This window comes from Bradyrhizobium erythrophlei (genome assembly GCF_900129505.1).
Classification (GTDB): Bacteria; Pseudomonadota; Alphaproteobacteria; order Rhizobiales; family Xanthobacteraceae; genus Bradyrhizobium; species Bradyrhizobium erythrophlei_D.
The window spans coordinates 641,785-668,483 of sequence record NZ_LT670818.1 but is presented as its reverse complement, the minus strand read 5'-3'; the positions used below and the strand labels follow the sequence as shown (position 1 = coordinate 668,483).

The 26,699-nt window shown below is 63.5% G+C and carries 26 protein-coding genes, 1 tRNA gene and 2 pseudogenes; 17 read left to right on the top strand and 12 right to left on the bottom strand.

Features of this window, described 5'->3' with window-relative positions; all coding sequences use genetic code 11:
- Window positions 1-97: 97 nt before the first annotated feature.
- Window positions 98-949 (bottom strand): LysR family transcriptional regulator, encoded by an 852-nt coding sequence (locus tag B5525_RS03145; protein WP_425305253.1) that lies wholly within the window; start codon window positions 947-949, stop codon window positions 98-100.
- A 141-nt stretch (window positions 950-1,090) separates the two neighbouring features.
- Here B5525_RS03145 and B5525_RS03140 point away from each other — a divergent pair, with 141 nt between their 5' ends.
- Entirely contained in the window at window positions 1,091-2,131 is a 1,041-nt protein-coding gene (locus B5525_RS03140) for an NAD-dependent epimerase/dehydratase family protein (protein ID WP_079564609.1), read from the top strand.
- Between the two features lie 254 nt (window positions 2,132-2,385).
- On the opposite strand, the gene B5525_RS03135 is transcribed toward B5525_RS03140, so the two are convergent.
- Together B5525_RS03135 and B5525_RS03130 are read right to left on the bottom strand one after the other, a co-directional pair.
- A complete protein-coding gene (locus B5525_RS03135; RefSeq protein ID WP_079564607.1) occupies window positions 2,386-3,168 on the bottom strand; it encodes an SDR family oxidoreductase in 783 nt (260 codons plus the stop codon).
- Window positions 3,165-3,458: a nuclear transport factor 2 family protein gene (locus B5525_RS03130; RefSeq protein ID WP_244567817.1), complete on the bottom strand. Its 294-nt coding sequence runs from the start codon at window positions 3,456-3,458 to the stop codon at window positions 3,165-3,167. Before B5525_RS03130 ends, B5525_RS03135 begins: the two co-directional genes overlap by 4 nt.
- A 114-nt stretch (window positions 3,459-3,572) precedes the next feature.
- Here B5525_RS03130 and B5525_RS03125 point away from each other — a divergent pair, with 114 nt between their 5' ends.
- Window positions 3,573-3,974: a winged helix-turn-helix transcriptional regulator gene (locus B5525_RS03125; RefSeq protein WP_079564604.1), complete on the top strand. Its 402-nt coding sequence runs from the start codon at window positions 3,573-3,575 to the stop codon at window positions 3,972-3,974.
- A gap of 589 nt (window positions 3,975-4,563) precedes the next feature.
- Here the strand turns inward: B5525_RS03125 and B5525_RS03120 are convergent.
- Both B5525_RS03120 and B5525_RS03115 read right to left on the bottom strand, forming a co-directional pair.
- Window positions 4,564-5,898 carry an MFS transporter gene (locus tag B5525_RS03120; protein WP_079564603.1) on the bottom strand — a complete coding sequence of 445 codons (1,335 nt, stop codon included), beginning with the start codon at window positions 5,896-5,898 and terminating at the stop codon, window positions 4,564-4,566.
- A 247-nt stretch (window positions 5,899-6,145) separates the two neighbouring features.
- Complete coding sequence (locus B5525_RS03115) at window positions 6,146-6,601, bottom strand: nuclear transport factor 2 family protein (protein WP_079564602.1); 456 nt, start codon at window positions 6,599-6,601, stop codon at window positions 6,146-6,148.
- Window positions 6,602-6,816: 215 nt separating this feature from the next.
- On the opposite strand from B5525_RS03115, the pseudogene B5525_RS46030 reads away from it, so the two are divergent.
- Window positions 6,817-6,976, top strand: a pseudogene (locus B5525_RS46030) (Lrp/AsnC family transcriptional regulator); the annotation flags it as partial.
- 198 nt (window positions 6,977-7,174) lie between these two features.
- Here B5525_RS46030 and B5525_RS03105 read toward each other — a convergent pair.
- The 3 genes from B5525_RS03105 to B5525_RS03095 all read right to left on the bottom strand — a co-directional run bounded on the left by B5525_RS03105 (window position 7,175) and on the right by B5525_RS03095 (window position 9,342).
- A tRNA-Ile gene (locus B5525_RS03105) sits at window positions 7,175-7,250 on the bottom strand.
- An 82-nt stretch (window positions 7,251-7,332) separates the two neighbouring features.
- The gene (locus tag B5525_RS03100) at window positions 7,333-8,313 is read right to left on the bottom strand and encodes a Bug family tripartite tricarboxylate transporter substrate binding protein (RefSeq protein ID WP_079564601.1); all 981 of its coding nucleotides are present in this window, start codon (window positions 8,311-8,313) and stop codon (window positions 7,333-7,335) included.
- 51 nt (window positions 8,314-8,364) lie between these two features.
- Window positions 8,365-9,342: a Bug family tripartite tricarboxylate transporter substrate binding protein gene (locus B5525_RS03095; protein WP_079564600.1), complete on the bottom strand. Its 978-nt coding sequence runs from the start codon at window positions 9,340-9,342 to the stop codon at window positions 8,365-8,367.
- A gap of 149 nt (window positions 9,343-9,491) precedes the next feature.
- On the opposite strand from B5525_RS03095, the gene B5525_RS03090 reads away from it, so the two are divergent.
- The gene (locus tag B5525_RS03090; protein ID WP_079564599.1) at window positions 9,492-10,457 is read left to right on the top strand and encodes a TAXI family TRAP transporter solute-binding subunit; all 966 of its coding nucleotides are present in this window, start codon (window positions 9,492-9,494) and stop codon (window positions 10,455-10,457) included.
- Window positions 10,458-10,539: 82 nt separating this feature from the next.
- Here the strand turns inward: B5525_RS03090 and B5525_RS03085 are convergent, their stop codons facing one another.
- Together B5525_RS03085 and B5525_RS03080 are read right to left on the bottom strand one after the other, a co-directional pair.
- Window positions 10,540-11,730 carry an ABC transporter substrate-binding protein gene (locus tag B5525_RS03085; RefSeq protein ID WP_154073036.1) on the bottom strand — a complete coding sequence of 397 codons (1,191 nt, stop codon included), beginning with the start codon at window positions 11,728-11,730 and terminating at the stop codon, window positions 10,540-10,542.
- A 195-nt stretch (window positions 11,731-11,925) separates the two neighbouring features.
- Window positions 11,926-12,819 carry a helix-turn-helix transcriptional regulator gene (locus B5525_RS03080; protein ID WP_079564598.1) on the bottom strand — a complete coding sequence of 298 codons (894 nt, stop codon included), beginning with the start codon at window positions 12,817-12,819 and terminating at the stop codon, window positions 11,926-11,928.
- Between the two features lie 86 nt (window positions 12,820-12,905).
- On the opposite strand from B5525_RS03080, the gene B5525_RS03075 reads away from it, so the two are divergent.
- From B5525_RS03075 to B5525_RS03055, 5 genes are all read left to right on the top strand, one after another.
- A complete protein-coding gene (locus tag B5525_RS03075) occupies window positions 12,906-13,598 on the top strand; it encodes an ABC transporter permease (protein WP_079564597.1) in 693 nt (230 codons plus the stop codon).
- A 2-nt stretch (window positions 13,599-13,600) separates the two neighbouring features.
- Window positions 13,601-14,323 (top strand): ABC transporter ATP-binding protein, encoded by a 723-nt coding sequence (locus tag B5525_RS03070; protein WP_079564596.1) that lies wholly within the window; start codon window positions 13,601-13,603, stop codon window positions 14,321-14,323.
- Window positions 14,324-14,342: 19 nt separating this feature from the next.
- Window positions 14,343-15,176, top strand: a complete 834-nt coding sequence (locus B5525_RS03065; RefSeq protein WP_079572867.1) for an extracellular solute-binding protein — start codon at window positions 14,343-14,345, stop codon at window positions 15,174-15,176.
- Between the two features lie 219 nt (window positions 15,177-15,395).
- Entirely contained in the window at window positions 15,396-16,517 is a 1,122-nt protein-coding gene (locus B5525_RS03060; protein ID WP_079564595.1) for a molybdopterin-binding protein, read from the top strand.
- Window positions 16,518-16,531: 14 nt separating this feature from the next.
- Window positions 16,532-18,481 (top strand): molybdopterin biosynthesis protein, encoded by a 1,950-nt coding sequence (locus B5525_RS03055; protein WP_079564594.1) that lies wholly within the window; start codon window positions 16,532-16,534, stop codon window positions 18,479-18,481.
- 3 nt (window positions 18,482-18,484) lie between these two features.
- On the opposite strand, the gene mobA is transcribed toward B5525_RS03055, so the two are convergent.
- The gene (gene mobA, locus B5525_RS03050; protein WP_244567993.1) at window positions 18,485-19,054 is read right to left on the bottom strand and encodes a molybdenum cofactor guanylyltransferase MobA; all 570 of its coding nucleotides are present in this window, start codon (window positions 19,052-19,054) and stop codon (window positions 18,485-18,487) included.
- 91 nt (window positions 19,055-19,145) lie between these two features.
- The gene (locus tag B5525_RS03045; protein ID WP_079564592.1) at window positions 19,146-20,036 is read right to left on the bottom strand and encodes a formate dehydrogenase accessory sulfurtransferase FdhD; all 891 of its coding nucleotides are present in this window, start codon (window positions 20,034-20,036) and stop codon (window positions 19,146-19,148) included.
- Between the two features lie 107 nt (window positions 20,037-20,143).
- Between B5525_RS03045 and mobB the strand changes: the two genes are divergently transcribed.
- The 8 genes and pseudogenes from mobB (at window position 20,144) to B5525_RS03000 (ending at window position 26,576) form a co-directional block, all read left to right on the top strand.
- Entirely contained in the window at window positions 20,144-20,671 is a 528-nt protein-coding gene (gene mobB / locus B5525_RS03040) for a molybdopterin-guanine dinucleotide biosynthesis protein B (protein WP_079564591.1), read from the top strand.
- Window positions 20,672-20,678: 7 nt separating this feature from the next.
- The gene (glp, locus tag B5525_RS03035) at window positions 20,679-21,935 is read left to right on the top strand and encodes a gephyrin-like molybdotransferase Glp (RefSeq protein ID WP_079564590.1); all 1,257 of its coding nucleotides are present in this window, start codon (window positions 20,679-20,681) and stop codon (window positions 21,933-21,935) included.
- Between the two features lie 805 nt (window positions 21,936-22,740).
- Window positions 22,741-23,187 (top strand): hypothetical protein, encoded by a 447-nt coding sequence (locus B5525_RS03025; RefSeq protein WP_154073035.1) that lies wholly within the window; start codon window positions 22,741-22,743, stop codon window positions 23,185-23,187.
- A pseudogene (locus B5525_RS03020) lies at window positions 23,181-23,384 on the top strand (cation:proton antiporter); the annotation flags it as partial. The gene B5525_RS03025 and the pseudogene B5525_RS03020, both read left to right, overlap by 7 nt.
- A gap of 34 nt (window positions 23,385-23,418) precedes the next feature.
- Window positions 23,419-23,835 (top strand): universal stress protein, encoded by a 417-nt coding sequence (locus B5525_RS03015; protein WP_079564587.1) that lies wholly within the window; start codon window positions 23,419-23,421, stop codon window positions 23,833-23,835.
- Window positions 23,836-23,916: 81 nt separating this feature from the next.
- Window positions 23,917-24,168, top strand: coding sequence for a sulfurtransferase TusA family protein (locus tag B5525_RS03010; protein ID WP_079572865.1), 252 nt, complete (start codon window positions 23,917-23,919; stop codon window positions 24,166-24,168).
- A gap of 387 nt (window positions 24,169-24,555) precedes the next feature.
- Window positions 24,556-26,211: an OFA family MFS transporter gene (locus B5525_RS03005; protein WP_079564586.1), complete on the top strand. Its 1,656-nt coding sequence runs from the start codon at window positions 24,556-24,558 to the stop codon at window positions 26,209-26,211.
- A gap of 89 nt (window positions 26,212-26,300) precedes the next feature.
- Window positions 26,301-26,576, top strand: coding sequence for a hypothetical protein (locus tag B5525_RS03000; protein WP_079564585.1), 276 nt, complete (start codon window positions 26,301-26,303; stop codon window positions 26,574-26,576).
- Window positions 26,577-26,699 lie beyond the last annotated feature (123 nt).

Below are 26,699 nucleotides of genomic sequence, written 5' to 3'. Positions count from 1 at the left end.
AAGGGCGAAGCAGATGGCCTGCTTTCCGGTTTTTCACCGGTTCCGCTGCCCTGTGCACGCGCGAGCGGAATCGGATGTACCGCCTGTGGCGCGCCGATCAGTGGTTGGTCGCTGCGACGTATTCCCCGAGGCCCGTGGCCAGATGCTCCATCATCAGGCGCAGACGCCGGCTTGCGCGCAGGTCCTCGTGGAGCACCAGCCACATGTCCATGGGCAAGCTGATCTCGTTCGGCAGGATTGCGACGAGATTTCGGTCGCGGCGGGCGATGCCATGCTGGACAAATCCGATCCCGAATCCGGCGCGCACCGCGGCCAGGTGCGCCAGGTCGCTGTCGGTCCTCAGCGCGAAATCGTTGAGCGTGATGGGCAGGCGGCTCAGCATTTCCCGCAGAAACGGCGTCGCCTGGTCGAAGCCGATCAAGGCATGGTCGCTCGCCAGCGCCGCCAGCGACTTCGGCGCCGGCGAATGCTTCAGATAGGCTCGGTGCGCGTATAGTCCGAGGCGAACCTCGCCGATCTGTCGCGCCACCAGCGCCTGCTGCGTCGGACGCACCATGCGAACGGCGATATCGGCCTCGCCGCGAAGCAGGTCTTCCACGCGGTTGGACAGCACCAGTTCGATCGTTACGCCGGGATTGGCCCGGCGGAATTCCGCAAGCAGTGGCGGCAGGACTTCGGCGCCGATGGTCTCGCTGGCAGTGATGCGCACGACGCCTGCGGCGTCGCTTGTTCCTCCGGAAGCGGCCCGCATCATCGAGCCGGCGGCGGCTGCCATCGCCTGCGCATGCGGGGCGATGTCCCGTGCGGCGTCGGTCGGCATCAGGCCCCGCTGCGACCGGATGAACAGTGCCGTCCCCAACTGGCGCTCGAGCTCGGCGATCTGCCGGCCCAGCGTCGGCTGGGTGAGGCCCAGATTGCGGGCCGCCCCGGAAAGCGTCCCGTCGCGCAAGACGGCGAGAAAAGCGCGGTAATGGCTCCAGTCAGGTTCGATCATACAAATATGTATATCAATTCCAGAATAATATGCAATTTTCGTATGACTTCCGGAAGGACATGGTTGGCACCAGCAGACAGCAAACGGAGAAACCAGATGTCCCAATCGACCAGCAAGATCGCGCTCGTTATCGGCGCCGCCGGCGGCATAGGAGGCGCAACCGCAGCGTCGCTCGCACAGCATGGATGGACCGTGCGCGGCCTGACCCGTCGGCCCCAGTCCGACAACGGGACAATCGAATGGATTGCCGGCGACGCCATGCACGCGGCTGACGTCCTTCGCGCCGCGCAGGGCGCGTCGCTGATCGTTCACGCCGCCAACCCGCCGGGCTACCGCAACTGGGCCACGCAAGTGCTGCCGATGATCGACAACACGATCGCCGCCGCCAAGGCGGTCGGCGCCCGCATCGTGCTGCCCGGCACGATCTACAATTTCGGCGCGGATGCCTTCCCGATGCTGCATGAGGATTCTCCGCAGCATCCGTCAACCCGCAAGGGTGCGATCCGGGTCGAGATGGAGAAGAAGCTCAAGGCTGCCGCGCAGGACGGCGTGGCGGCGCTGATCGTGCGGGCGGGCGATTACTTCGGACCGAAGACGACCGGCAACAGCTTCTTCGCGGCCGTGATGGTCCGGCCCGGCTCAGCCGTCAAATGGATTGTCAATCCTGCCCGCAGCGGCCGCAGCCACGCCTGGGCCTATCTTCCGGACGTCGGTGAAACCATCGCGCTATTGATGGACCGCGAGGAAGCGCTCGGCGATTTCGAGGCTTTCAATTTTGCCGGCCATCAACTGGCTTCCGGCGAAATGCCCGCGGCTATCGCAAAGGCCGCCGGCAATCGGAATCCGCGCGTGTGGCCGCTGCCCTGGTTCGCGATCGTCGCCCTGCAGCCGTTCGTCCGGCTGTTCCGGGAGATGTCCGAGATGCGCTACCTCTGGAGCGAGTCGATATCGCTCGACGGCAGCAGGCTCGAAGCCTTCCTCGGAGATGCGCTGCCGAGGACGCCGCTCAAGGTCGCAGTGCGCGACACGCTCGTTGGACTGGGCTGCCTCAAGGGGGAGGATGTAGCCGGCAGCAATGACCTCTCCGCCGAATACGGCGCCGGCCACCGGGGCGAAGCGAACGGGAGCCCGCGATGACGCTGTCTTTCGTCGGGCGGCCATCGCTCGCTTCAGGCGACTCCAGTCCGTCTTCTTTCGCGGCACGGCAGCGACGCCGGACACGCGTCGCCCTTTCGGTTTCCGCGCGGCTGCGCCACGCGTAGCCCGCAAGGGCGAAGCGTGGTGGACCAATCAGGATCAAACTGGGCACTGGCAAATCATTGTTCCCATGGCGTTTTCGAAGCTCTCCCGCTTAATTCAGAAGCCCGAAAGCGCTACCGTTGGGGAGAACCTCACGCGGTCGGCACGGTCCCGCCGTCGATGACATACTCTGTCCCCGTGATGGAGGCGGCGCGCGGCGATGCCACAAACGCGATGAGATCGGCGACTTCTTCGGGTTTGGCTGGACGACCGAGTGGTATTCCGCCGAGTCCGTTCATGATTATCTGCTTCCCACCCTCATAATCCGTACCGGCCTGTTCTGCCAGTCGCGTCGCCAACCGAACCGCTGCCTCGGTTTCGACCCAGCCGGGTGAGACGCGGACGACGCGTACGCCCTTGGGGCTCACCTCCTTGGACAGTGCCTTGCTGTAGTTCGAAAGTGCCGCTTTCGCTGCGGCGTAGGCAATGGTGGCTTCGGGCAGAGGCATCCGATCCTGAATCGAAGTGACATGTATGACAACGCCGGAGCCTTGCTCGATCATCGCCGGCAGGAGCGCGCGATCGAGGCGCACAGCGCCGAAGAGGTTCTGGTCTAGCGCCTTGTGCCATTCCGTATCGTCGAGCACGGCGAAGCCGCCCGCCGGCGCGGCGGATCCGCCGACGACATGAACGACGATGTCGATTCCGCCGAGACGGTCGCGAACCGCATCCGCGACGGCGGCGCATCCTTCCACCGTCGATACATCGGCGACGACGAAGTGCTCGGCGTTGGAAGGCCTCTCAGGCTGCGAACGGGCCGTGGTCAGAGCCGTCGCGCCGGCCTCGCGCAGCGCCGCGACCACGGCCTGACCGACGCCTTTGGTGCCGCCCGTCACGAGCGCGCGCTTGCCCTCAAGTCCGAGATAGCCGCTCATGACTTTATCTCCAGCGCAGCGATCTTGCCGCCTTCCAGCGTGAACACGAAGTCGAGCGCGACCGGGCTGCCGGGAAAGTTCCCGGTGAGCTTCGTGCTGACGACGGTCTTGCCGTCGCGTGCGGATGCGGCGACTGGCTCAAGCGTGTGCTGGTATTTCTTTGCGGTCTCTAACCGCCACGCCTTGATGGCTTTCAGGCCCTTCACCGTCTGGCCTTCGTCCTGCACCGTGGCGTCCGACGCGAAGCACTCTGCAAGCGCGTCAGTGTCGTGCGTGTTTTCGGATGACATGAAGACTTCGATTGGTTTGGGCAGCGGTAATGGCATGGCGATTCCTTTCTGTTATCGGCTCCGTTTCCCATTGTCGGGGTTGCCTGTAATTAATGATGGCGATACACTTACCGAATGGCAAGAACGCACAAAAAAGTAAGGTACTCACCCAAGAGTAAGGGAAAGGAATACACGCCCGTCACCGCTGCGCTGGATGTGGAGCAGGCGTTCAAAGTGCTCGAAGGGCGATGGAAGCTCCTCATCCTTTTCCACCTCTTCGGCGGAAAGGTCCTTCGCTTCTCGGAGCTGGAGCGGGCTATTCCGGCGATTTCCCAGAAGATGCTGATCCAGCAGCTTCGCCAGATGGAAAACGACAGCATGGTTCGGCGGATCGTCCATCATCAGGTGCCGCCGAAAGTCGAATATGGATTGACCGAGTGGGGTCAGGCTCTATGCCCGGCGCTCGACGCTTTGCTGAAATGGGCAGCTCTGCGCGAGGAAATGGCCGAAAGGGCCGGCGCTACGAGCAATGAGTAGAAGCCCTGTCTTATCGGCCGCCGCGTCGGGTTCGGACACAAGGAAATTTGTGATGTGCATTCCAGTGATGGTGGGCCCGGCAGGACTCGAACCTGCAACCAGACCGTTATGAGCGACGGGATATCGAGCAGCTTCGTTGATTTTCCTGCATTTTCGTTTGAATTCCATCGCGCTTGTTGCGTTTCGTTCAGGCCGTTTCTGGTGCGAAGCTGGTGCGCGGGGCTCGGCTGCTACGTCAACGCCCGATGCGGCACTGGATCACAGGGCGGACGTGCGGCGCCCCGATCCTCGGGGCAGTAACAGTGGGACATATCCGCTCGACTGTATTTGTACTCACGCTAAAATTGTCGGCAGAGCGGTCGCATGTTCGCATCAGACGATTGGGCGAGCGCAACGAACTCGCGCCTTGCCTCGACCCCAAAGCTCCACGAGCGATTGCCCCACTCCTTCCGACGAAGGGGAGGCAAGGGTCATTCCCGCGGCAGGTCTCACACCCACAGCCTCGACAAACATTCAGTCATCGAGACCGCCGCCGATCTCATCGCCTTGCTCCGTCGACCGAAGTCTGAGCGGACACCAATTCTTCGCGTCACGAACCCGTGTCGCGCACGTTGAGGTCTACCCCCTGCGGGTCCTTTATCGTCGAGACCACAATCAGCGAGATCAGCGACAACACCGCGATATAGACGCCGATGCGCCAGGACTGGCCGGTGCTCGCGATGATCCATTGCGCGATCATCGGCGCAAATGCGCCGCCAAGGATAGCGCCGAGCGCATAACCAATCGAGACGCCGGAGTAGCGCACCTTTGCCGGAAACATTTCGGCATAGAGCGCCGCCTGCGGGCCATAAGAGAGGCCAAGCGGGATCGTGAGACCGACGGCGGCGACGAAGAACTGCAGCACATCCTTGCTGTCGATCAGGAACCACATCGGCACCGCCCATAGCGCGAGGAGCGCGTAGCCGATCTGGAAGCAGCGCACACGGCCGATCCTGTCGCCGAGCACGCCGCCGATCAGCGTAAAGACGAACCAGCTTACGGCGGCAAACGTGCTTGCGAGCAGAAGCTGGTCCGAGGGCAGCTTCAGCGTGTTGGCGCCATAGCTGATCATGAACGCGATCAGGATGTAGCCGGCGGCGTTGTTGCCCATGAAGATCAGCGCGGTGCGGATGATGTCCCTGGCATTCCCGCGAAACAGCTCCGCAAGCGGCGCCGAGGATTCCTTGTGGCGGCGATGCATCGCCCGGAATATCGGCGACTCCTCGACCGTGCGGCGGATTACGACGCCGACGACGATCAGAACGATCGAGAGCAGGAACGGAATGCGCCATCCGAAATCCATCATCGCCTGCTTGCCGAGCGCGGCCGTCAAGAGCCATAAGACGCCGGTCGCGAGAATCATGCCGAGCGGCGTTCCGATCTGCGGAAACGCGCCGAAGAAGCTTCGCCGGTTGACGGGCGCGGATTCGACCGACATCAGCGCCGCGCCGCCCCATTCGCCACCAGCGGAAAATCCCTGAAGGATACGCAGCAGGATCAGAAGCGCCGGCGCCAACGCACCGATCTGTCCATAAGTCGGCAACAGGCCGACCAGCGCGGTGGCCACGCCCATCAGCACCAGCGTGCCGACCAGCACATTCCTGCGGCCGAATTTATCGCCGAAATGGCCGCACACGATGGCGCCGAGCGGCCGGAACAGGAACGACAGGCCGAGCGTCGCAAACGACACGATCTGCGCCAGCAGCGGATTATTCTGATTCATCGGCGCAAAGAACAAGCTGCCGAAGACGAGGCCGGCGGCCTGGGCGTAAACGAAGAAATCGTACCATTCGATCGTCGTGCCCACGAGCGTGGCGATGAGAACCTTTCGTTGCTCGCTCGTCATGTCCGGGCTGCGTGCGATGGCAGCGGTCCCAATGGACATCGTTCCCTCCGATGGTTTTTTCGTTTCAAGTATGGACATCGTTCCCCCCGATGGTTTTTTTCGTTTCAAGCAAAGGCGCGACGCAGCGTCACGCGTCGCGTGCAGGTCGTCGCGCTCAAACTCCGCGAAGCGCGACAGAAAATGTTATCAACACCGATCCAGGAATGGCGCGCCGACATCCGGAAACAAATGCTCATAAAGGCAATTCAGCTCGGAGCGTGCAAGCCATCCATTGCCGCGCCGTGCTTCAAAACATTCCATTACTGTTTGAAACTGTTTCAGGAACGGGCTGAATGACGTCCCAATGCTCCACGATTTTCCGATTTTCCAGTCTAAATATATCGACGATGGCCGCTCCTCGGGTCCCCGGCTCTTGAATCGCCTGCGAATGGATGATCACGTAATCTCCATCAGCAAATACGTGCTTTGGTTCTGAATGCGCCTGAGGATATTTTTGTCGGAGAAAGTCGATGAACTTACGGAAGCCTTCGACTCCATCGGCAACCCCCGGATTGTGCTGAGTGTAATGCGAACCGAAATATGAGATCGCCGCCTCGGGATTTTTACCATTGAGTGCTTTTTCGTAAAACTCCAAAACGATCTGCTTGTTCTGCGCTTCCGCGGCCGATTCTTGTGCCCTGGCCAGTGAGCCACCGCTTGTTAAGACGAGAGCGAGAGTTACTATAGCGATCACGCGAGTCATTTTCCGGTCCTTCTGCTACACGCACGGTTGTCGCTCTTCACTCGTCCATCGCTTGAACATCAAGCGCCAGTGATTTTGTCGCCTGGCTTGAGTCCCGGTGTGAAGACAACGTCACCCGGTCCCATGATGATGCATGGTGCCTGCAATGTTCATGCAAAGTTGCGCTCAATTGACAGGGTAACGCGCATTTCATGCGTCAAAGCTGGCAAAAACGCATGATCCAACTTGACAGTTTCGGCCTGAAGAGGCTCGCCGTCCTGCAAGACGACGGTCGCCGGGGCCGCCGGCCTCTCCGCGTCGCAGTGCTCGCGCCGGCGCACCCGCCTCGAGGAGGAAAAGGTGATCCAGGGCTACCACGCCGGCCTTACCGGCGAGCACCAACGTCCAGCCCAGGCCTCTTCACGCGATGAGGCCGCCGAATCTACGATTGGGAAGGTCAGGCCGTGGTCAGATCGAAAGCGCTGCAATAGTTTGCCCGCCGTTGAATCTGGAAACGTGCGTCAAAATTGGGCATTTCAGGTCCGGTGATCCCGATGCGCCGAAACAGTAGCTGATATAACCCGCTGATTTCACTGGTGGGCCCGGCAGGACTCGAACCTGCAACCAGACCGTTATGAGCGGCCGGCTCTAACCATTGAGCTACAGGCCCCGCCGCGAGCGGCCCCTTTGAGGCGGCCGGCAACGGTGCCGGCATCCTTTACAGGGATGGCCGCGTTCCGGCAATGCCGTGTTCAATCCACCGAAACCCCGGCGAATTCCACCACCTTGCGCCATTTCTCGGTCTCGTCCGCAATCAATTTGCCGAATTCAGCCGGGGTCATTGGCTTGGGGATGCCGCCGACGGCGGCGAGCCGCTCGACCAGCTTGGGATCCCTGAGCGCCTCGCCGACCGCCTTGTTCAGGGTGTCGACGATTTCCGGCGGCGTGCCCTTGGGCGCGGAGATGCCGTAGAAGCCGACCGATTCGAATCCCGGCACGATCTCGGCGATGGCGGGAACGTCGGGCACGCCGGGCCAGCGCTGCGGCGAGGTGACGCCGAGCGCGCGCACGGTGCCGGAGCGCGCCTGTTCCAGCGCCGACGGCAGGTTGTCGAAGATCAGCTGCACCTTGTTGGAGATGATGTCGGGAAACGCGATCGCCGATCCGCGATAGGGCACATGCACCATGTCGCATTTGGTCATCGCCTTGAACAGCTCCGCCGACATGTGCACCGAAGTCCCGTTGCCCGACGAGGCATAAGAAATCTTACCGGGATTTTGCCTGCAGTAGTCGATCAGCTCCTGAACGGTCTTCACCGGCATGGCGTTCGAGACCACCAGCATGTTGGTCAGTTGCATGATGCTCGCCACCGGCACCGTGTCGCGGATGAAATCGTAGGACAAATGCTTGTAGAGCGAGGTCGAGATCGCGTTGTTGGGCGCGACGAACAACAGCGTATAGCCGTCGGGCGGCGAATTGATCGCGGCGGCGGCGGCGATGTTGCCGCCGGAGCCGGCGCGGTTCTCCACCACGAATTGCTGGCCCATATGCTCCGACAGATACTGGCTCATGATGCGCGCTATGATGTCGACCGGGCCGCCGGCGGCAAACCCGATCAGCCAGCGCACCGGGCGGTTCGGATAGGTGTCGGCGGCCGATGACGGCGCCATACCGGCTGCGAGACTTGAAAGACCGGCCAGGCTGAAAAAGGCGACGCGTAAAAATGCGATCATAGGGTTTCCGTTTTTTCTGTTCGTTGCGTAGTTGTATTGATCGACAACGTTCTACTCCACCGAAACGCCGGCGAACTCCACCACCTTGCGCCATTTTTCGGTCTCATCCGCGATCAGCTTGCCGTATCCGGCAGGCGTCATCGGTTTCGGGACGCCGCCGATGGTCGCAAACCGCGCGATCAGCTTCGGATCCTTCAGTACCTCGTTCACCGCCTTGTTGAGGATCTCGACGATTTCCGGCGGCGTGCCCTTGGGCGCGGACATGCCGTAGAACACCGACGCCTCAAATCCCGGCACGGTCTCGGCGATCGTGGGAACGTCGGGCACGCCGGGCCAGCGCTGCGGCGAGGTGACGCCGAGCGCGCGCAAATTGCCACTGCGCGTCTGCGCCATCGCGGTCGGCAAATTGTCGAAGATCAGCTGCACCTTGTTGGAGATGACGTCGGGAAAGGCGGCCGCCGATCCGCGATAGGGCACATGCAGCATGTCGCACTTGGTCATCGCCTTGAACAGTTCCGCCGACATGTGCAGTGTGGTGCCGTTGCCCGACGAGGCATAGGATAGCTTGCCGGGATTGGCCTTGGAGTAGTCGATCAGCTCCTGAACGGTCTTGACCGGCATGGCATTCGACACCACCAGGAGATTGGGCACCTGCGTGAAGAGCGCGACCGGCACGGTGTCGCGCATGAAATCGAACGGCAGTTTCTTGTAGAGCGAGGCCGAGATTGCGTTGTTGGCGCCGCTGAACATCAGCGTGTAGCCGTCCGGCGTCGAGTTGATCCCGGCCTCGGTCGCGATGTTGCCGCCGGAGCCGGCGCGGTTCTCCACCACGAACTGCTGACCGAAATGCTCGGAGAGCGCCTGGCTCATGATGCGCGCCACGGTGTCAACCGGGCCGCCCGGAGGAAAGCCGATGAGCCAGCGCACCGGGCGGTCCGGATAGTTGGCGGCGGAGGATGGCGTGATGCCCAGGGCCAGGCTTGCGAAACAAGCCAGGCCGAATAGACCTGCGCGCGAAAATGCGATCATAGCCTCCCCAACGTCTTCTCGTTGCTGTCGAACAAAGCTTCGACAGATCGGGCTTTTCACGCCCGTTGCATTCATGCTTTCACAAAATCCGGACTTTGCCTACAACCGCAACTGCGCGATGATCCGCCATCAGCGTCCGGGGCCGAAAAATGAACCTTGTTTGTATCGTGTGTGCCGGCGTTCTCCTGCTCGCGGGCAGCGCGGTGGCGCAAGAGGGAGGCAAGGCCATTCCAAAGATCGTGATCAGCCTGGGAACCGCGACGCCGGGCGGCGGCTTCCCGCTCTACGGCAACGCCTTCGCGGAGGTCATGAACGCGGCCGATCCCGCGCTTTCCATTGCCCCCCGCAACACCAAGGGGAGCAACGAGAACATTCCGCTGCTGGAAAAGGGCGAACTCGATATCGGCCTGGTCGCCGGCGAACCCGCCTATGAAGCCTTCATGGGTATCGGCCGGCCAGCGACCCGGATCAAGATCCTGACCGCGATCTATTCCAGCCCCGGCATGTTCGTGGTGCGCGCGGACAGCTCCTACAGGACCATCAGCGATCTCAAGGGCAAACCGATCGCATTCGGCGCGCGGGGTTCCGGTCTGCCGATCCTGTCGCGCTACATGCTCGACGGTCTCGGCCTGAAGCAGGACGAGGATTTTCAGGCCGTCTATCTCGATCGCGCCGGCGACGGTCCTGCGATGGTGCTGGACGGCCGGGTCGCCGCCCTCTGGGGCGCCGGCATCGGCTGGCCCGGATTCAAGGCGGTGGCCGATAGCCCTGGCGGGGCGCGCTTCATCGCGCCGGACGCGGACGAGATCGCGCGGATCAGGGCCAGACACAGCTATCTCAAGCCGCTGACGGTGCCGGCCGGCAGCTATCCGAACCAGACGGCGCCGATCCCTTCGGTGGGCTCATGGAGTTTTGTTCTCGTGCGCGAGAATTTGCCTGACGACGTCGCCTATCATTTGGCGCGCACGCTGCACGGCGTCGAAGGCGCCTTCTGCCAGAAACTGGCGCAGGCCTGCGAGACCACGGCCGCGAACACGGTGGCCGCGGCGCCCGATATCGGACTGATCCATCCGGGCGTGCTGAAATATTTCCGCGAGATCGGGGTGGTGAAGTAGGGCGAATGGCGAATAGCGAATAGCGAATAGCGAATAAGAAACTACTTGCCATTCGCTATTCGCCACTCGCTACTCGCCTACTTCACTTCTTCACCAGCGGGCACGCCGGGTTCGGCGGCCCAAACGCATCCTCGCCGGAAATCTTCGCGAGGATCTTGTAATAGTCCCACGGATATTTCGATTCTTCCGGGCTCTTGACCTGCGCCAGCATCAAATCGTGCACCATCAGATTGTCGTCGCGCAGCCTGCCGTTGCGCGCGAAGAAATCCTCGATCGGCTTCTCGCGCATCTTTGCCGCCACCTTGAGCGGCTCGTCGGTGCCGGTGTCCTTGATCGCCTGCAGATAGTGCATGACCGACGAATAGACGCCGGCCTGCCACATCGTCGGCATCCGGTTCATCTTGGCGAAATAGCGCTTCGACCATTCGCGGGTCTTGTCGTCCATGTCCCAGTAGAACGAGGTCGTCAGCAACAGCCCCTGCGCTGCGGGCAGGCCGAGCGAATGGATGTCGGTGATCAAGGCGAGCAGGGCGGCCATCTGCTGACCGCCCTTCAGCACGCCGAATTCGCCGGCGGTCTTGATCTCGTTGCCGTTGTTGGGCGGGCCGCCGGCGATGCCGATGATCTTTGCCTTCGAGGCCTGGGCCTGGAGGATGAACGAGGACAGGTCGGGCGTGGCGAAAGGCGGCCGGACCGAGCCGATCACCTTGCCGCCGTTCTTGAGGATCACTTCGGAAGCGTCTTTTTCCAGCGAGTGCCCGAACGCATAATCGTCGGTGATGAAGAACCAGCTGTCGCCGCCGCGTTTCACTACTTCCTGCGCGGTGCCGGCCGCGAGCGCGTGGGTGTCGAACACCCACTGGATCGCATAGGGCGAGCAGAGTTTGCCGTGGAAATCCGCGGCGCCCGTCGAGTGGGCGATGAACATCTTCTTCTTTTCATTGGCGATGTTCTGGACCGCCAGCCCCACCGCCGACACCGGCACGTCCACGATCAGGTCGACCTGCTCGATGTCGTACCAGCGGCGCGCGATGCCCGCGCCGATATCCGGCTTGAGCTGGTGATCCCCGACGATCACGCTGATCGGCTTCCCCAGCACGGTGCCGCCGAAATCGTCCACCGCCATTTGCGCCGCGGTCACCGAGCCCTGACCGGTCGGCGTCGACGCCGGACCGTTCATGTCGGTGAGAACGCCGATCTTGACCACATCGTCGGAGACCTGCGCCAGCGCTGCCGGCGCCGGCAGGATCGCGGCAGCGAATGCGGCAAGCATGGACAGTCTTCTGGCTGAAATCACGAATATCCTCCCGTTATGGTCAGGCGCATTGGCCCTGATTGTTTGACCGGGAGCTTAAGCCGCCGGCCGATGGCTGGCAATTAATTCGCAGTCTGCGTCAACGCAGCGCATGATCCGAAAAAGTGGCAGCCGGTTTTTCGAAAAGATCATGCTCAAACAAAAGACATGCGATCAAGCGGCGAAACGGATGAGGCCGGCGGGCGCGGTGTCGTAACCGCCGAGCTCAATGGCCCGCTGCTTTAGCCGGGTGTCGCGCAGGAAACCGACCAGCGCTTGCATCGAGGGCCGGAAATAACTGCGCTGCCGGGTCAGCAGATCGAAATTCTCGAACAGCAGCGGGACGAAATCGAGCCCCGCCGCTTTTGCTGCGGCGCGGGTCGCGACGCCGCAGTCGGCCTTGCCGGCGCGGACCGCCGCGGCGAGATCGGGACCGGTCAGGCACGGCGGCTCGAGCCGGCGCAAATCCTTGGGGCCGGCACCGGCGCGCGCCAGCAGCGTCTCGAGCAACATCTGCGCCCCCGCGCCGGGTTGCCTGACCGCCATTTTCACCCGGGAGGCCAGCACATCGGCCAGGCTGTTGAGCTGTTTCGGATTGCCGGGGGCGACCAGAAGTCCCTGTTCGCGGCGGACCACGCCGACCAACACCGCATCATGCAGCCCCGGCACCGTGCGCACCGCGGCGACATTGGCGTCGTCGGTGGAACCCTCCGACATCGCGGGGCTGTGGAAATGCACGGCCGCAGCGATCACCTCGCCCCGCTCGAGCCGCGCGACGCCGCGTGCAGTGCCCTCGGCGAGCGAGGCAAGGCCGGAGCCGGATTCGCGTAACGCCCATTCCAGGAGGTCGTCCTGGCTGCCGCCGACGATGGGCGGCGGGTCCGCAGCCAGCATGCCGGCGGGCCGGGCCAGCCCCGAGCGCACCCAGAGGTCCAGCTCGTGGCGGGGAAACAGCCACTTTCCCGTCACTTTGCTGCAAGGAATCGCGCCCGCGGTGACCAATTCGTAGAGCTTGCGCTCCCCCAGCCGGAGATAGTCGGCAGCCTCGGCGGTGGTCAAAAATTCCATCCTGCACTTGTATGCATATTTATGCGCCTGTTCAAATCAATTGACAGTTGTGGAATTCTTGCCGAACAGGACAGTGGGAGAACGCGATGTCCGACCAATTCAGCGCCTGGCAGCTAATCGCAAATGGCGACCCCGCATTGTTCGCGATCGTGCAGCTGTCGCTCGCGGTCAGCCTGACCGCGGTCGTTCTGGCCGCCTTGGTCGGGATGCCGCTCGGCGCGCTGCTCGGGCTCACCCGTTTTCCCGGGCGCTCCGTGCTGGTGGTGCTGCTTAATGCGCTGATGGGGCTGCCGCCGGTCGTGGTCGGGCTTGCGGTTTACCTGTTGCTGTCGCGTTCCGGCCCGCTCGGAGCATTCGGTATTCTGTTCACGCCCTCGGCGATGGTGATCGCCCAGACCATCCTGATCGTGCCGATCATCGCGGCGCCGACACGCCAGACCGTCGAGGACCTCTGGGCCGAGTATCGCGACGAACTGACCGCCATGGATGTCGGCCCGGCCCGCCGGATGATCACCTTGTTGTGGGACGCGCGTTTCAGCCTGGTCACGGCGCTGCTGGCGGGGTTCGGCCGCGCCGCCGCCGAAGTCGGGGCGGTCATGATCGTCGGCGGCAATATCGACGGCTTTACCCGTACCATGACCACGGCGGTGGCGCTGGAGACCTCCAAGGGCAACCTGCCGCTGGCGATGGGGCTGGGGCTCGTCCTCGTCGCGATCGTTCTTGCGATCAATGCGGCCGCCTGGGGCACGCGCCTCTGGTCCGAACGGCAGGCGGGGTGACGATGCGGGCGCCGGCTAGCGATCTTCCCCTGGTTCTCGAGGACGTCTCGCTGCAGGCGGGCGCAACCGTGATCCTCGACTGCTTGAATCTGACGATCGTCCCGGGAGCGCCGACGCTGATCGTCGGACCGAACGGCGCGGGCAAGACCAGCCTGCTGCGGCTCTGCATGGGGCTCGATGCGCCGTCGGCGGGCCGCGTCACCTGGGGCGGCCGCGCCGACCGCGCCATGACGCGCCGCGCGATCCTGTTTCAGCGCCCGGTGATGCTGCGAAGAACTGCCGCCGCCAACGTCGACTATGCGCTGGCGCAGGCAGGCTGCCCGCGCCACGAGCGCGCCGACCGCGTCGCCGCGTTGCTTGATCGGGTCGGGCTTTCCGGCCTGGCGCAACGGCCGGCGCGGCGGCTTTCGGGTGGCGAGCAGCAGCGGCTGGCGCTCGCGCGCGCTCTGGCGCGCGATCCGGAAATCCTACTGCTCGACGAGCCGACCGCCAATCTCGATCCCGCCGCGACGCGCGGCGTCGAAGAGATCGTGCTGAGCGCGGTGCAATCCGGCATCAAGATCGTGATGGCCTCGCACGATCTCGGTCAGGTGCGCAGGCTCGCGGGCGACGTCATCTTCCTCGTCCGTGGTGCGCTGTGCGAACGGGCCTGCACGGCAGATTTTCTCGATCATCCGACGACACCAGAGGCAGCCGCCTTCCTGCGCGGCGACCTCGTGATTTGAGTTGCGAAAGGAGGAAGTCATGGCATCCCGCGTTCTATCGCTCGTACTTGCAGTTCTGGTTGGGGCCCTCGTCTACCGAGCGCCTGCCAGCGCGGAGGACCGCTCGATCGTGGTGGCCTCGACCACGTCGACGCAGGATTCCGGGCTGTTCGGCTATCTCTTGCCGATCTTCAAGGCCAAGACCGGCATCGAGGTGAAGGTGATCGCGCAAGGCACCGGACAAGCGCTCGACACCGCGCGGCGCGGCGATGCCGACGTGGTGTTCGTCCACGCCAGGGCGCAGGAAGAAAAATTCCTCGCCGAAGGTTTTGGCGTGAAGCGTTTCGACGTGATGTACAACGACTTCGTGCTGATCGGGCCGAAGTCCGATCCCGCCGGCGTCAAGGGCAGCGATATCGAGACCGCGCTGAAGACCATTGAGGCCAAGGCCGCGCCGTTCGTCTCGCGCGGCGACAGGTCCGGCACCCATTCGGCCGAACTCGCGCTCTGGAAGCAGGCCGGCATCGATATATCAGCCAGCAAGGGGCCGTGGTACCGCGAGATCGGGCAGGGCATGGGTGCGGCGCTCAACACCGCGGCCGCGATGAACGGCTACACGCTGTCCGACCGCGGCACCTGGATTTCCTTCAAGAACCGCGGCGATCTCGAAATCGTCGTCGAGGGCGACAAGCGGCTGTTCAATCAATATGGCGTCATGCTGGTGAACCCCGAAAAATATCCCAGCGTAAAGAAGGAGCTGGGCCAGGCCTTTGTCGATTGGCTGATCTCGCCGGAAGGCCAAAAGGTGATCGCGGGCTACAGGATCGACGGCCAGCAGCTGTTCTTTCCGGACGCGGACAAGAAGGGCGCTTGAGCATCCGCGCCTTGTTCGATTCGCTTAGTGCGGCTCGTTGCTATTTCTGCAATTTCGTAAGTGTCATGAAACCATCTCCCCGGTCCGCGATATGCGCCTGGCGCGTACCGGGCTACGAGCGCAATTGCGCTTGCGCCGGTGTCCCGCTGTCCGCGGGGACGACATGGCATTTGCAGGACAGAGTTGCCAAAGCGACGACACGTGGTCCACCATTTCCGGATGATCCCGACCCAGCGATTGCCGGTTTCCCTCACCCCGCTCGACGCGGCGCTCGCGGCATTGCGGCATGGGCTTGAACCGGTCGCACCGGTGGCACTTCCGCTGGCCGAAGCCCTGGGCTGCGTCGCGGCGGATATGCCGCCGCTGCAAGCTCATCCGCTGCGTGATACCGCCGTCAGCGATGGCTGGGCATTGCGGGCCCGCGATCTCGTGGGCGCCTCGTCCTACTCGCCGCTGCCGCTTCCCACGCCACCGGTCTGGGTCGAAGCCGGCGAGGCCATGCCGGCGGGGTGCGACTGCGTGATCGATGCCGACCTCCTGGATCAAACAGGCCCGATCGTTCAGGCGCTGGCGGAGGCGATCCCGGGGCAAGGCGTTCGCCGCGCCGGCAGCGAAATCACCGGAGCAGGCGTTCTCATCGCCCCCGGGCGGCGGATTCGCCCGCTCGATCTCTTGATCGCGCGCGCGGCAGGTCTTGCCGAACTGAACGTGCGCCGTCCGCGGCTGCGCGTCGTCAATATTCCGGCTGCCTCGGGCGAAGCGGTAACGGCGCAGCTGATCGCGGAAAGCGCGCGGGCTGCCGGGGCCGATGTGGTCTGCATCGAAGCCGCGGCGCGCGATGCGACATCGGTCGCTGCCGCCGCCGATGCGGGCGCATGCGATCTGCTGATTACCACGGGCGGCACTGGCGTCGGCGGCAGCGATGCGGTTATCGCGGCCCTGGGCAGGCGGGGCGAGGTCATCGTGCACGGCATCGCCGTGCAGCCCGGCCGGACAGCGGCGGTCGGCCGGATTGGAACCATTCCCGTGATCGCGCTGCCGGGCGCGCCGGATCAGGCGCTCGCGGGGTGGTGGACGCTCGCGCTGCCGGTGCTGGACGCCTTGTCCTGGCGTGGGCCGCGACGGGCCGTGACCCTGCCGCTGGCCCGCAAAATTGCCTCAACCGTGGGCATCGCCGAACTCGCGCTGGTGGAAGAGATCGAAGGCCGCTGGCTGCCGCTGGCGGTCGGCGATCTCTCGCTCGATGCGATCGCCCGCGCCGATGCATGGCTGGTGGTGCCCGGCGGGGCCGAGGGCTTTGCTGCGGGCACGCCGGTCGATGCCTATATGCTGCGGGACTGATATAGGTTCCCGCCATGACCAATGCGCCGTTGCCGAAAGACCGCGATCCGATGGATCAGGACCAGTTCCTGACCATCCTGTCGCGCGAAGACGCGCTGGCGCGGTTCGAGGCTGCGCTGTTTCCGCGGCCGGTTCCAGGCGAGCGGCGGAAGCTTGCGGATGCGCTCGGCGGCACGCTGGCGCAGGATATCGTGGCGCCGATCGACGTGCCGCCGTTCGACCGCTCCAATGTCGACGGGTTCGCGGTGCGCTCCGCCGATCTCGTCTCGGCCGGCGAAGCCAGGCCGGTCCGCGTCAAGCTGAACGAAGAAGTCATCGCCTGCGGTACCGCGCCGACGCGCCCGGTGCTGTCGGGAACGGCGACGTCCATCGCGACCGGTGGTCCGCTGCCGCGCGGCGCCGACGCCGTCGTCATGGTCGAACATACCCAGCCCGTGGGCGCCCGCGCGATCGAGATCCGCCGCGCCGCCTCGCCTGGCCAATTCGTGTCCTATGCCGGCTCCGACATCGCGCGCGGCGAGGCGCTGTTGCGCAGCGGCACCGTGATCGGCTCGCGCGAGATCGGCATGTGCGCGGCTTGCGGGATCGCGGAAGTCGTGGTCGCGCGCCGGCCGCGCGTCGCCGTGATCTCCACCGGCGACGAACTGGTGCAGCCGGGCCGGCCGCTGGCCCCTGCCGAGATCTACGACACCAACGGCGCCATCGTCGCGGCGGCGGTGAACGAGAATGGCGGCGAGGCGAACTTTCTCGGTGCCGTTGCCGACGATGAGCAAAAACTCGAAGCCGCGATGCGCAACGCGCTTGAGACCTGCGACATGCTGGTTCTGTCGGGCGGCACCTCGAAAGGCGCGGGCGACCTGTCCCACCGCATCATCGCCCGACTCGGCAAGCCCGGCATCGTCGCCCATGGCGTGGCGCTGAAACCGGGCAAGCCGCTGTGTCTCGCGGTCTGCGACGGCAAGCCGGTGGTGATCCTGCCGGGGTTTCCGACTTCCGCGATGTTCACCTTCCACGACATGATCGTGCCGGTGCTGCGGCGGATGGCGGGCCTGCCGCCGCGTTCGGACGCCAAGGTCATGGCAAAAGTCCCGGTGCGGATCGGCTCCGAACTCGGCCGCACCGAATTCGTGATGGTGTCGCTGGTCGACGGCACCGACGGCCTGATCGCCTATCCCTCCGGCAAGGGAAGCGGCGCGATCACCTCGTTCGCGCAGGCCGACGGTTTTTTGAAGATCGACGCGTTGGCCGACCAGATGCCGGCCGGCACCGAGGCCGAGGTGACGCTGTTCACGCCGCATGTGCGCGTGCCCGATCTCGTCATCGTCGGCAGCCACTGCACTGGGCTCGATCTGGTGACGGCGGGGCTTGCGCATGCGGGAATCATGGTGCGGTCGATCGCGGTGGGCAGTCTCGGCGGCCTCGCCGCCGCCAAACGCGGCGAATGCGATTTCGCGCCGATTCATCTGTTCGATGAAAGGACCGGGACCTACAACGTTCCCTTTCTTGGTGAGGGCCTTGAACTGGTGCCGGGGTGGCGGCGGATGCAGGGCATCGTGTTTCGCAGGGGCGATGCGCGGTTTGCGGGATTGGACGCGCAGGGAGCGGTGCGCGCCGCGCTCGCCGACCCATCTTGCATCATGGTCAACCGCAACCAGGGCGCGGGCACGCGCATCCTGATCGACCGGCTCGTCAGCGAGGCGCGGCCGGACGGCTACTGGAATCAGCCGAAGTCGCACAACGCGGTCGCCGCCGCGATCGCGCAGCATCGCGCCGACTGGGGCATGACCATCGCGCCGGTCGCGCATGAAGCAGGCCTCGGCTTCATTCCGCTCGCGGAAGAGCACTACGATTTTGCGCTGGTGACGGCGCGGAAGAATCGCCCCGCGGTGCAGGCATTCCTGCGGGCGCTGGCGTCGGAAGAAAGCCGCACGGCACTGGAGCGGGCGGGGTTTCGCAAGGCGTAGCGTTCACCCTCCATCCAGCGCCGCCAGCCGTTCGGCCTCCGCGATGTCGTCCATCGTATTGGCGTTGAAGAACGGGTCGAGCGGCGTGGTCGGCCAGGTCATGGTGGCGAGCCGGTAGCGCGCGGTCCAGCGGTCGATCTTGCGGATATCTTCCACGACCAGCGCGTGGCGGAGTTCCTCGCGTAGCGCCACGCTCCACAATCCGATCACCGGATGCGACTGGCCGTCGGACGCCGCCACCGCGAGCTGCGCATTCTCCCCGGCGCGCGCCTCGTGCAGCCGCGCGACCAGATCGCGCGGCAGGAACGGACAATCGGCCGCCGCGCTCAAGACCCACGCGACCTCCGGCCGGTTGGCTGCGGTCCAGTCGAGGCCTGCCAAAATGCCGGCGAGCGGTCCCGGAAAATCCTCAACTGAATCGGGGATCACGGGCAGACCAAAACCGGCAAAGCGCGCCGGATCGCCGTTGGCATTGAGAATCAGCCCATCGCATTGCGGCCTCAGCCGCGCGATCACGCGTTCGAGGATGGTGCGGCCGCCGATCGTGCGCATCGGCTTGTCGCCACCGCCCATCCGCCGCGCCAGCCCGCCGGCCAGTAAAACGCCAGGCGTTGCCGGCGCGTCCCTTGACGTCGCCGGCGCGTCGCTTGATGTCGGCGGAAAACTATTCGTCACGGTCGTTGCCCTTGCGCTTGTGACGGGCGGATTCTTCCTCGACATAGGCGAGGTCCTGGTCGTAGACGATGCGTGCCTCGCCCGACAGTGCGATGAAGCGTTTTCCCCGCGCGCGCCCGACCAGGGTCAGTCCGACCTGCCGCGCGAGGTCAACGCCCCATGCGGTAAAACCCGAGCGCGAAATCAGGATCGGAATTCCCATCCGCACCGTCTTGATCACCATCTCCGAGGTCAGCCGTCCGGTGGTGTAGAGGATCTTGTCGGCGGGATCGACGTCATGGCGGAACATCCAGCCCGCGATCTTGTCGACGGCGTTATGGCGGCCGACGTCTTCGGTGTAGCAGAGCGGCGTGCCCTGCTTGCACAGTACGCAGCCATGGATCGCGCCGGCCTCGAGATAAAGCGAGGGCATGGTGTTGATGGTGTGCGTCATCTGGTAGAGCCAGGAGGTGCGCAGCTCGGCGTTCGGCAGTGCGACGCTTTCGATCGCCTCCATCAGATCGCCGAACGCGGTGCCCTGCGCGCAGCCCGAGGTCTGCGTGCGCTTCTTCAGTTTTTGTTCGAAATTGGTGTGATGCTCGGTGCGCACTACCACCACCTGCAGGTCGTCGTCATATTCGACCTCGGTGACGACGTCGTTGTATTTCAGCATGTTCTGATTGAGCAGATAGCCGAGCGCCAGATATTCCGGATAATCGCCGATCGTCATCATGGTGACGATCTCCTGCGCGTTCAGGTAAAGCGTCAGCGGCCGTTCCACCGGCACGTTGATCTCGACAGTGGCGCCGGTCTGATCGGTCCCGGCGACGCGTTCGGTCAGCCGGGGGTCGTGCGGGTCCGGGACAATCAGGGGAACGGGGGTTTTGTCGATCTTCATCATCGCTCGCAAGCTAGCATGACATTATCTGTTAGCCGATATAAAGCACGCAGAGGCAAAACCTAGCCCGGTTCCGCGGTGGTGTGAGAATAAGTGGCCTGGAGATCAAGATGAAAGTGATAGGCCTCGCCGGGTGGAGCGGTGCCGGCAAGACCACGCTGTTGTCGCGGGTCATCCCGCTGTTGCTTGGCAACGGATTGCGCCTTTCCGTCGTCAAGCACGCCCACCACCATTTCGACGTCGACGTGCCGGGCAAGGATTCCTGGGTGCATCGCCAGTCCGGCGCCACCGAGGTGCTGGTGTCCTCCGCCAACCGCTGGGCCCTGATGCATGAATTGCGCGGGGCCGCCGAGCCGCGTCTGCCGGAATTGCTGAAGAAAATGTCGCCGGTCGATCTGGTCATCGTCGAAGGCTTCAAGGCCGAGCCGCATCGCAAGATCGAGGTGCATCGCGCTGCCAATGGCAAGCCGCTGCTGTTCCCGGGCGATCCCGCGATCGCGGGCATCGCCACCGATGCCGCGGTTGAAACCGCGCTTCCGGTTGCCCATCTCGATGACATCGCGGCCGTCGCCGCCATGATGCTGGGATCGGCGATGTCGCTCGAAGAACTGCTGGCGCGCGGCGCCGGCGAAAGCTGAGACAATCATGGCGCAATTGTCCGACGATTGCTTTGCCTTCGGCGGCCCAATGATGTCGGTCGATGAGGCCGTCGGGCTCATCGCCGCGCGGGTCACGCGGGTTGAGGAGCTCGAGACGGTGGCGCTGAACGCGGCCGACGGGCGGATTCTCGCGCGCGACATTGCGGCCCCGCTGCCGCTGCCGCCGTTTACCAATTCCGCCGTCGATGGTTATGCGGTGCGCAGTCTCGATCTGCCGAAGGGGGCGGAGGCGGCCTTTGCCGTGGCCGGGCGAATTCAGGCCGGCGCGTCGGCAAGCGAGGCGATCCAGCCCGGCCATGCGGTGCGGATTTTCACCGGCGCGCCGATGCCCGAGGGCGCCGACACCGTGTTCATGCAGGAGGACGTGCGGCTCGACAGCGAGGGCTGGGTGGTGCTCCCGGCGGGCCTGAAACCCGGTGCCAATGTCCGTCCCGCCGGCGAGGACATTCCGATGGGGACTGCCGCGCTCGCGCGAGGCCGGCGGCTGCGGCCGCAGGATGTCGCGCTGGCGGCGGCGTTCGGCCTGACCGAAATCGATGTGACGCGGCGGATCCGGGTCGCGGTGTTTTCGACCGGCAACGAACTGGTGTCGCCGGGCGCTCAGCGCGGACCTGCGCAATTGTTCGATTCCAACCGCTTCATGTTGATGGCGATGTTGGGCCGGCTCGGCTGCGAGATCAGCGATCTCGGCATTATCAGCGACGATCGCGCGTCGCTGGCGCGGGGCCTGAAGCAGGTGGCGGACAGCCACGATCTGCTCCTGACCACCGGCGGCGTGTCGACCGGCGAGGAGGACCACGTCAAGGCCGCCGTTGAAGGCGCGGGGCGGCTGGTGCTGTGGCGCATGGCCATCAAACCCGGCCGTCCGGTGGCGATGGGAATCATCGGCGGCACGCCGTTCATCGGGCTGCCCGGAAATCCGGTCGCGAGTTTTGTCACCTTCGTCCATGTGGTGCGGCCGACCGTGCTGGCGCTGGCGGGAGCCCTGCAACAGCCGATCGTTCCGATGCCGGTGCGCGCGGCCTTTGCCTACAAGAAGAAGATCGCCCGCCGCGAATATGTCCGGGCCAGCCTGCGCCGCGCGACAGACGGTGTGCTCGAGGCGACAAAATTTCCGCGCGAGGGCGCCGGCCTGTTGTCGTCGCTGGTCGACACCGACGGGCTGGTTGAGCTCGGCGAGGATATTGCGCAAGTCGAACCGGGCCAGACGGTCGGATTCCTCGGTTATGCCAGCCTGATGTGAATTGTGCATGGAGGTCGCCTTCTCGATCGCAAGGCCGCAAGCCGGCTCAAAATCACGAACGCGACGAAGCCTAAACAGCGGATAAAATGACACGCACAGGACCGCTATCTCGCGGCGCGAAGCACCCGAGTTTTTGAAAAAATATTCGCCCTCCTCATCAGAGAGGGCGCAGGGAATGCCGGGCGCCCGATGCGCCCGATAGCCGCGTGTGCGATGGTAGAAAGCAAAGAGCACACGCGTTAGTCAGGTCACACCGGGAAACACCCGGCATTCCCCGCGCAATGGTTTTACGGCTTATGTCGTACTCTCCCCGGCGATCGGGCTTTTTTGTCACCGTCATCCCTGAGAAGCTTGCTTCTCAAGAACTTGACGCCAGCGTCGAGGCGTCAGGACCATACGACTTCGCCGTCCGCGAGAAAGCGCTCTCGTCTTTAGCGCTTCCAGCGGCCACCGCATCCCGCTCCGCGTTTCGTGACGTTGCGCAACGCCCCTCCGAGGAACGGGACGGCGACTATATGGACTGATTTGCTATTTCTGAAAATCAGAATATTTTTTCAAAAGGGGCTGGACAGAGGGGTCGATAAATCGCCCAGGTGATTTGCCCGTCGGGTCGTCGACCCCGGATCAGACATTCGTCCCAGCCTCCATTGTGGTTGATATGTAAGGATGGTTTACGCAGTCTTGCGTCCGGCGAACGCGACGCCGCCAACTGCCGCTATGCCGATGGCGTAGACTGCTGTTAAGTTACACTGAGCTCGCTCCCGCGCGCGCTCAGGTCACCAAAGAACCCAAGCGGGAGGAAACCATGCTTCTCTTTGGACGTGCGCGTTCGAGACGAGGCCTTGCGTTAGCTCTGATCGGAGAGATCGCAGCCTTGATAGATGGTATGGAGCGCTTTGAAGAGGTTCGGAAGCTTGAAGATATGGCGACAGGGGCCGAGGAAAATCTTGACGAACTCGGCACGTTTGCCTTGCCCAGGTTCTCGATTTACGAATCAAATGCGGATCGATTGGATTTGTTCGACGCTTCGCTTCAGCGACAGATTAGTTATTTCTTCACATGTGCCGGAAGCCTGACCGGGCACCTGCACGCGCTTGCCTCGACCAAGCAGGAAGCAACGGAGTCGCGCAAACAACACGCAATCGAGGCGCAAAAGGAAATCAACGGCCTTTCGGAGCTGGGCGACGATTTGCTGCGTGATCTGCGAAAGCTCGTATCCAAAAAGCTGCCCGGATTGACCGCTTCTTGCTGACACCGGGTGGCGCCGAACTCGACCCCGCCGTTTTCAAGCTGAAATGGAAGGAGGCCGCAGCGGTCGGTCTCGCGAGCTTCTTCTTTCCATTTCTGGGATGCGCCGCTGCCGCCTATTTCGTGCTGGGCTGGGAGCCGATGCCGAGTTGGCTCGCGGGCGTTGCCATGTCGACAACCTCGGTGGCGGTCGTTTACGCCGTAATGCTCGAATTTGGCTTCAACAGAACCAAATATGGAAAGACAGTCCTCGCCGCATGTTTCGTCGGAACCGGCCGTCAAAGCACTCGAACTGGCGATTGCAATGGCCAGACAAAACGCCGCGGCGCTTCATCTGGTTTGCGTCGAGGAGATCCCGCAAATGCCGGAGTACATCGAGGAGGTGCGAGAAGCCAAGGGAATAGCCGCGCGCCGTTTCCGTCCAGTGGTCGAGCGCGCGCGCCTTCGTGCCGAGCAAAGCGACATAAAACTACAGGTCCACCTCGTGAGCGGCCATCCGGTTCGCATGATTGTGGACCTGGTTGACGAGATTGGCGCCGATCTGCTGGTTATCGGTGCGACCGGACATTCCGCATTGTATGAGCGCATGATAGGCAGCCGCGCCGATCGCATTGTCCAACTGGCCGCTTGTCCGGTATTGGTTGTCAAGTAACCGTCATCCGAACAGGCCGTGCGGTCGGTCCCAGGCCATCTCCGTTGACGATGCCGGTCCACTCCGCCATCTATGGTGCATATGACCACGACAAAACTCGACCTCACCGGTCTCAAATGTCCGCTGCCGGCCCTGAAGACGCGCAAGGCACTGAAGGCATTGAAACCGGGCGACCTTCTGGAAGTTCGCTGCACCGATCCGCTGTCGGTGATCGACATCCCCAATCTGCTTCGGGAAACCGGCGACAGGGTCGAGGCCATCGAGCGGGGCGAGTCGCAGATCGTTTTTTTAATAAGAAAAGCAGATGATCTGATTGAAAAGGCAAATGGTTAGTTTTCCGTGGTTGCGGGAACAAAATCTGGACATGATCCCTTGGCTTGCTGCACTGGGCTGGGGGGACAGGCTGAGCCACGCTACCATTTGCCATATCGACACAGAATGGAGCTTCTGCCCAATCTCGCCTCTCTGTGGGCCTGAGAGAGCGGTGCTTTCCGGTAATATGACACGCAATCCTGGGTTGAACCCGGGTCGGGTAGCGGCGAGCGGCATATCCGGTCTCTCACGGTGTTGGAAACTTCGAATGCGCGCTGGGGGACCGGCGCATTTCGGAATGGTGCGGAGCAGCAAGGCAGAAGCTTGCACGGGGTAATGGAACTTAAGATAGTGGATCATGGACGCGACAGACGTGCCCTGCGCGGGGCAGCTGTAGGGGAGGATTGAATGGCTACACTTGATAGCGCCGGCACGATGTCTCGTGGCGGCGAGGGGATTCTCGATCGCGAGCATACGGTTGCGAAAGCCGGCTTCAACCGTTGGCTGGTGCCCCCGGCGGCACTTTGCATTCATCTGTGCATCGGCATGGCCTACGGCTTTTCCGTGTTCTGGTTGCCGCTGTCGCGCGCGATCGGGATCACCGCTAGCAAAGCGTGCCCGGACATGTCGCTGGTGCAGGAGCTGTTCACCACCAGCTGCGACTGGAAGGTGGCGAGCCTTGGCTGGATGTACACCCTGTTCTTCGTGCTGCTCGGCGTTTCCGCCGCGATCTGGGGCGGTTGGCTCGAGCGCGTCGGGCCGCGCAAGGCCGGCGTCGTCGCCGCGTGCTGCTGGGGCGGCGGCCTGCTGCTCGGCGCCCTCGGAATTTACATCCATCAGCTTTGGCTGCTGTGGCTCGGGTCCGGCGTGATTGGCGGCGTTGGTCTCGGACTGGGCTACATCTCGCCGGTGTCGACACTCGTCAAATGGTTTCCGGATCGTCGCGGCATGGCGACCGGCATGGCCATCATGGGCTTCGGTGGCGGCGCCATGATCGGCGCGCCATTGGCGAACTTGCTGATCAACTACTTCAAGACGTCGACCGATGTCGGCGTCTGGCAGACCTTCGCTACCATGGGCGTGATCTATTTCGTGTTCATGACGATCGGCGCCTTCGCCTATCGCGTGTCTCCGGCCGGCTGGCAGCCCGACGGCTGGACGCCGCCGAGCGAGAAAAAGTCGATGATTTCGGAGCATCACGTTCATCTCGACAACGCGCACAAGACGCCGCAGTTCTGGCTGATCTGGTGGGTGCTGTGCTTGAACGTGTCGGCGGGTATCGGCGTGATCGGCATGGCCTCGCCGATGCTGCAGGAGATCTTTGCCGGCAAGCTGATCGGATTGCCGAACCTGACCTTCGGCCAGTTGTCGGCTGACCAGAAGGTCGCGATCGCCGGTATCGCGGCCGGCTTTGCCGGATTGCTGTCGCTGTTCAACATCGGCGGCCGTTTCTTCTGGGCGTCGCTGTCGGATCATATCGGCCGCAAGGCGACTTATTACTGCTTCTTCCTGATCGGCATCGCGCTCTACGCGCTGGCGCCGACCTTCGCCACCATGGGCTCGAAGCTGCTGTTCGTCGGCGCCTTCTGCATCATCCTGTCGATGTATGGCGGCGGTTTCGCCACCGTGCCGGCGTATCTGGCCGACATGTTCGGAACCCAGTTCGTGGGTGCCATTCACGGAAGGTTGCTGACGGCGTGGTCGACCGCCGGCATCATCGGTCCTGTGGTGGTGAACTACATCCGCGAGTTCCAGCTCCAGGCCGGGGTGCCGCGCGACCAGCTCTACAACACCACGATGTACATCCTGTGCGCCATGCTGATCGCCGGTCTGATCTGCAACTTCCTGATCAAGCCGGTCGATCACAAATGGCACATGAGCGCCGACGAGGTCGCCAGGCTGCAGGCGGCGGGTGCCAAGCGCGAGGCGGCGGTCCAGCACGGCTCGTTCGGCATTGGCAAGGGCGGGCTCGACGTCAAGGCGGCGCTGTTCTGGGCCTTTGTCGGCGTTCCCCTGGCCTGGGGCGTTTGGAAGACCCTGGAAAGCGCGATCAAGATCTTCTGATCCGCTGCGCATTATCCCGCGGGACGGCCACCGTCGTCCCGCGGTCCGACGCCTTTTCGATTAATCAAATGAGTCTTGAGGGGATTCCCATGCTTCGCACCAGTGTTTGTCTCGCCGCCATGCTGCTTGTCGCGGGCAGCCTGCATACGGCTTCGGCCCAGACCACGGCTCCGGCGGCCACGCCGGCGCCGGCCGCCGCGAAACCTTCGAAAATGAAGCTGACGATGGAGAAGCTGAAGGACATGAAGGTCAAATGGAGCGCGAACAAGCCCAAGCTGAAGGCTTGCCGCAAAGAGGTGAAGTCGAAGGGGCTCGCGGGCGACGACCGCTGGTTCTACATCGAAGACTGCATGGGCAAGACCTGAAGCCCTGCGACCGATATATCGCAGCCGCTCGAGGGGCATGACAGCGAGGGCTGCGTGCCCCTTAAATCATTATTCCTGCAGCAGCTTTCTCCCTTGGCATGTGGCATACCAATGATTAGAGTC

Coding starts and splice junctions, on each gene's coding strand:
- B5525_RS03010 (WP_079572865.1), top strand. CDS start 23,917: ATGACCACGACAAAACTCGACCTCACCGGTCTCAAATGTCCGCTGCCG.
- B5525_RS03100 (WP_079564601.1), bottom strand. CDS start 8,313: ATGATCGCATTTTTACGCGTCGCCTTTTTCAGCCTGGCCGGTCTTTCA.
- B5525_RS03095 (WP_079564600.1), bottom strand. CDS start 9,342: ATGATCGCATTTTCGCGCGCAGGTCTATTCGGCCTGGCTTGTTTCGCA.
- B5525_RS03075 (WP_079564597.1), top strand. CDS start 12,906: ATGTCCGACCAATTCAGCGCCTGGCAGCTAATCGCAAATGGCGACCCC.
- B5525_RS03080 (WP_079564598.1), bottom strand. CDS start 12,819: ATGGAATTTTTGACCACCGCCGAGGCTGCCGACTATCTCCGGCTGGGG.
- B5525_RS03065 (WP_079572867.1), top strand. CDS start 14,343: ATGGCATCCCGCGTTCTATCGCTCGTACTTGCAGTTCTGGTTGGGGCC.
- B5525_RS03085 (WP_154073036.1), bottom strand. CDS start 11,730: ATGCTTGCCGCATTCGCTGCCGCGATCCTGCCGGCGCCGGCAGCGCTG.
- B5525_RS03140 (WP_079564609.1), top strand. CDS start 1,091: ATGTCCCAATCGACCAGCAAGATCGCGCTCGTTATCGGCGCCGCCGGC.
- B5525_RS03130 (WP_244567817.1), bottom strand. CDS start 3,458: ATGTCATCCGAAAACACGCACGACACTGACGCGCTTGCAGAGTGCTTC.
- mobA (WP_244567993.1), bottom strand. CDS start 19,054: ATGGGCGGTGGCGACAAGCCGATGCGCACGATCGGCGGCCGCACCATC.
- B5525_RS03120 (WP_079564603.1), bottom strand. CDS start 5,898: ATGTCCATTGGGACCGCTGCCATCGCACGCAGCCCGGACATGACGAGC.
- B5525_RS03115 (WP_079564602.1), bottom strand. CDS start 6,601: ATGACTCGCGTGATCGCTATAGTAACTCTCGCTCTCGTCTTAACAAGC.
- B5525_RS03045 (WP_079564592.1), bottom strand. CDS start 20,036: ATGATGAAGATCGACAAAACCCCCGTTCCCCTGATTGTCCCGGACCCG.
- B5525_RS03060 (WP_079564595.1), top strand. CDS start 15,396: ATGATCCCGACCCAGCGATTGCCGGTTTCCCTCACCCCGCTCGACGCG.
- B5525_RS03000 (WP_079564585.1), top strand. CDS start 26,301: ATGCTTCGCACCAGTGTTTGTCTCGCCGCCATGCTGCTTGTCGCGGGC.
- B5525_RS03005 (WP_079564586.1), top strand. CDS start 24,556: ATGGCTACACTTGATAGCGCCGGCACGATGTCTCGTGGCGGCGAGGGG.
- glp (WP_079564590.1), top strand. CDS start 20,679: ATGGCGCAATTGTCCGACGATTGCTTTGCCTTCGGCGGCCCAATGATG.
- mobB (WP_079564591.1), top strand. CDS start 20,144: ATGAAAGTGATAGGCCTCGCCGGGTGGAGCGGTGCCGGCAAGACCACG.
- B5525_RS03090 (WP_079564599.1), top strand. CDS start 9,492: ATGAACCTTGTTTGTATCGTGTGTGCCGGCGTTCTCCTGCTCGCGGGC.
- B5525_RS03135 (WP_079564607.1), bottom strand. CDS start 3,168: ATGAGCGGCTATCTCGGACTTGAGGGCAAGCGCGCGCTCGTGACGGGC.
- B5525_RS03055 (WP_079564594.1), top strand. CDS start 16,532: ATGACCAATGCGCCGTTGCCGAAAGACCGCGATCCGATGGATCAGGAC.
- B5525_RS03070 (WP_079564596.1), top strand. CDS start 13,601: ATGCGGGCGCCGGCTAGCGATCTTCCCCTGGTTCTCGAGGACGTCTCG.
- B5525_RS03025 (WP_154073035.1), top strand. CDS start 22,741: ATGCTTCTCTTTGGACGTGCGCGTTCGAGACGAGGCCTTGCGTTAGCT.
- B5525_RS03015 (WP_079564587.1), top strand. CDS start 23,419: ATGGAAAGACAGTCCTCGCCGCATGTTTCGTCGGAACCGGCCGTCAAA.
- B5525_RS03125 (WP_079564604.1), top strand. CDS start 3,573: ATGGCAAGAACGCACAAAAAAGTAAGGTACTCACCCAAGAGTAAGGGA.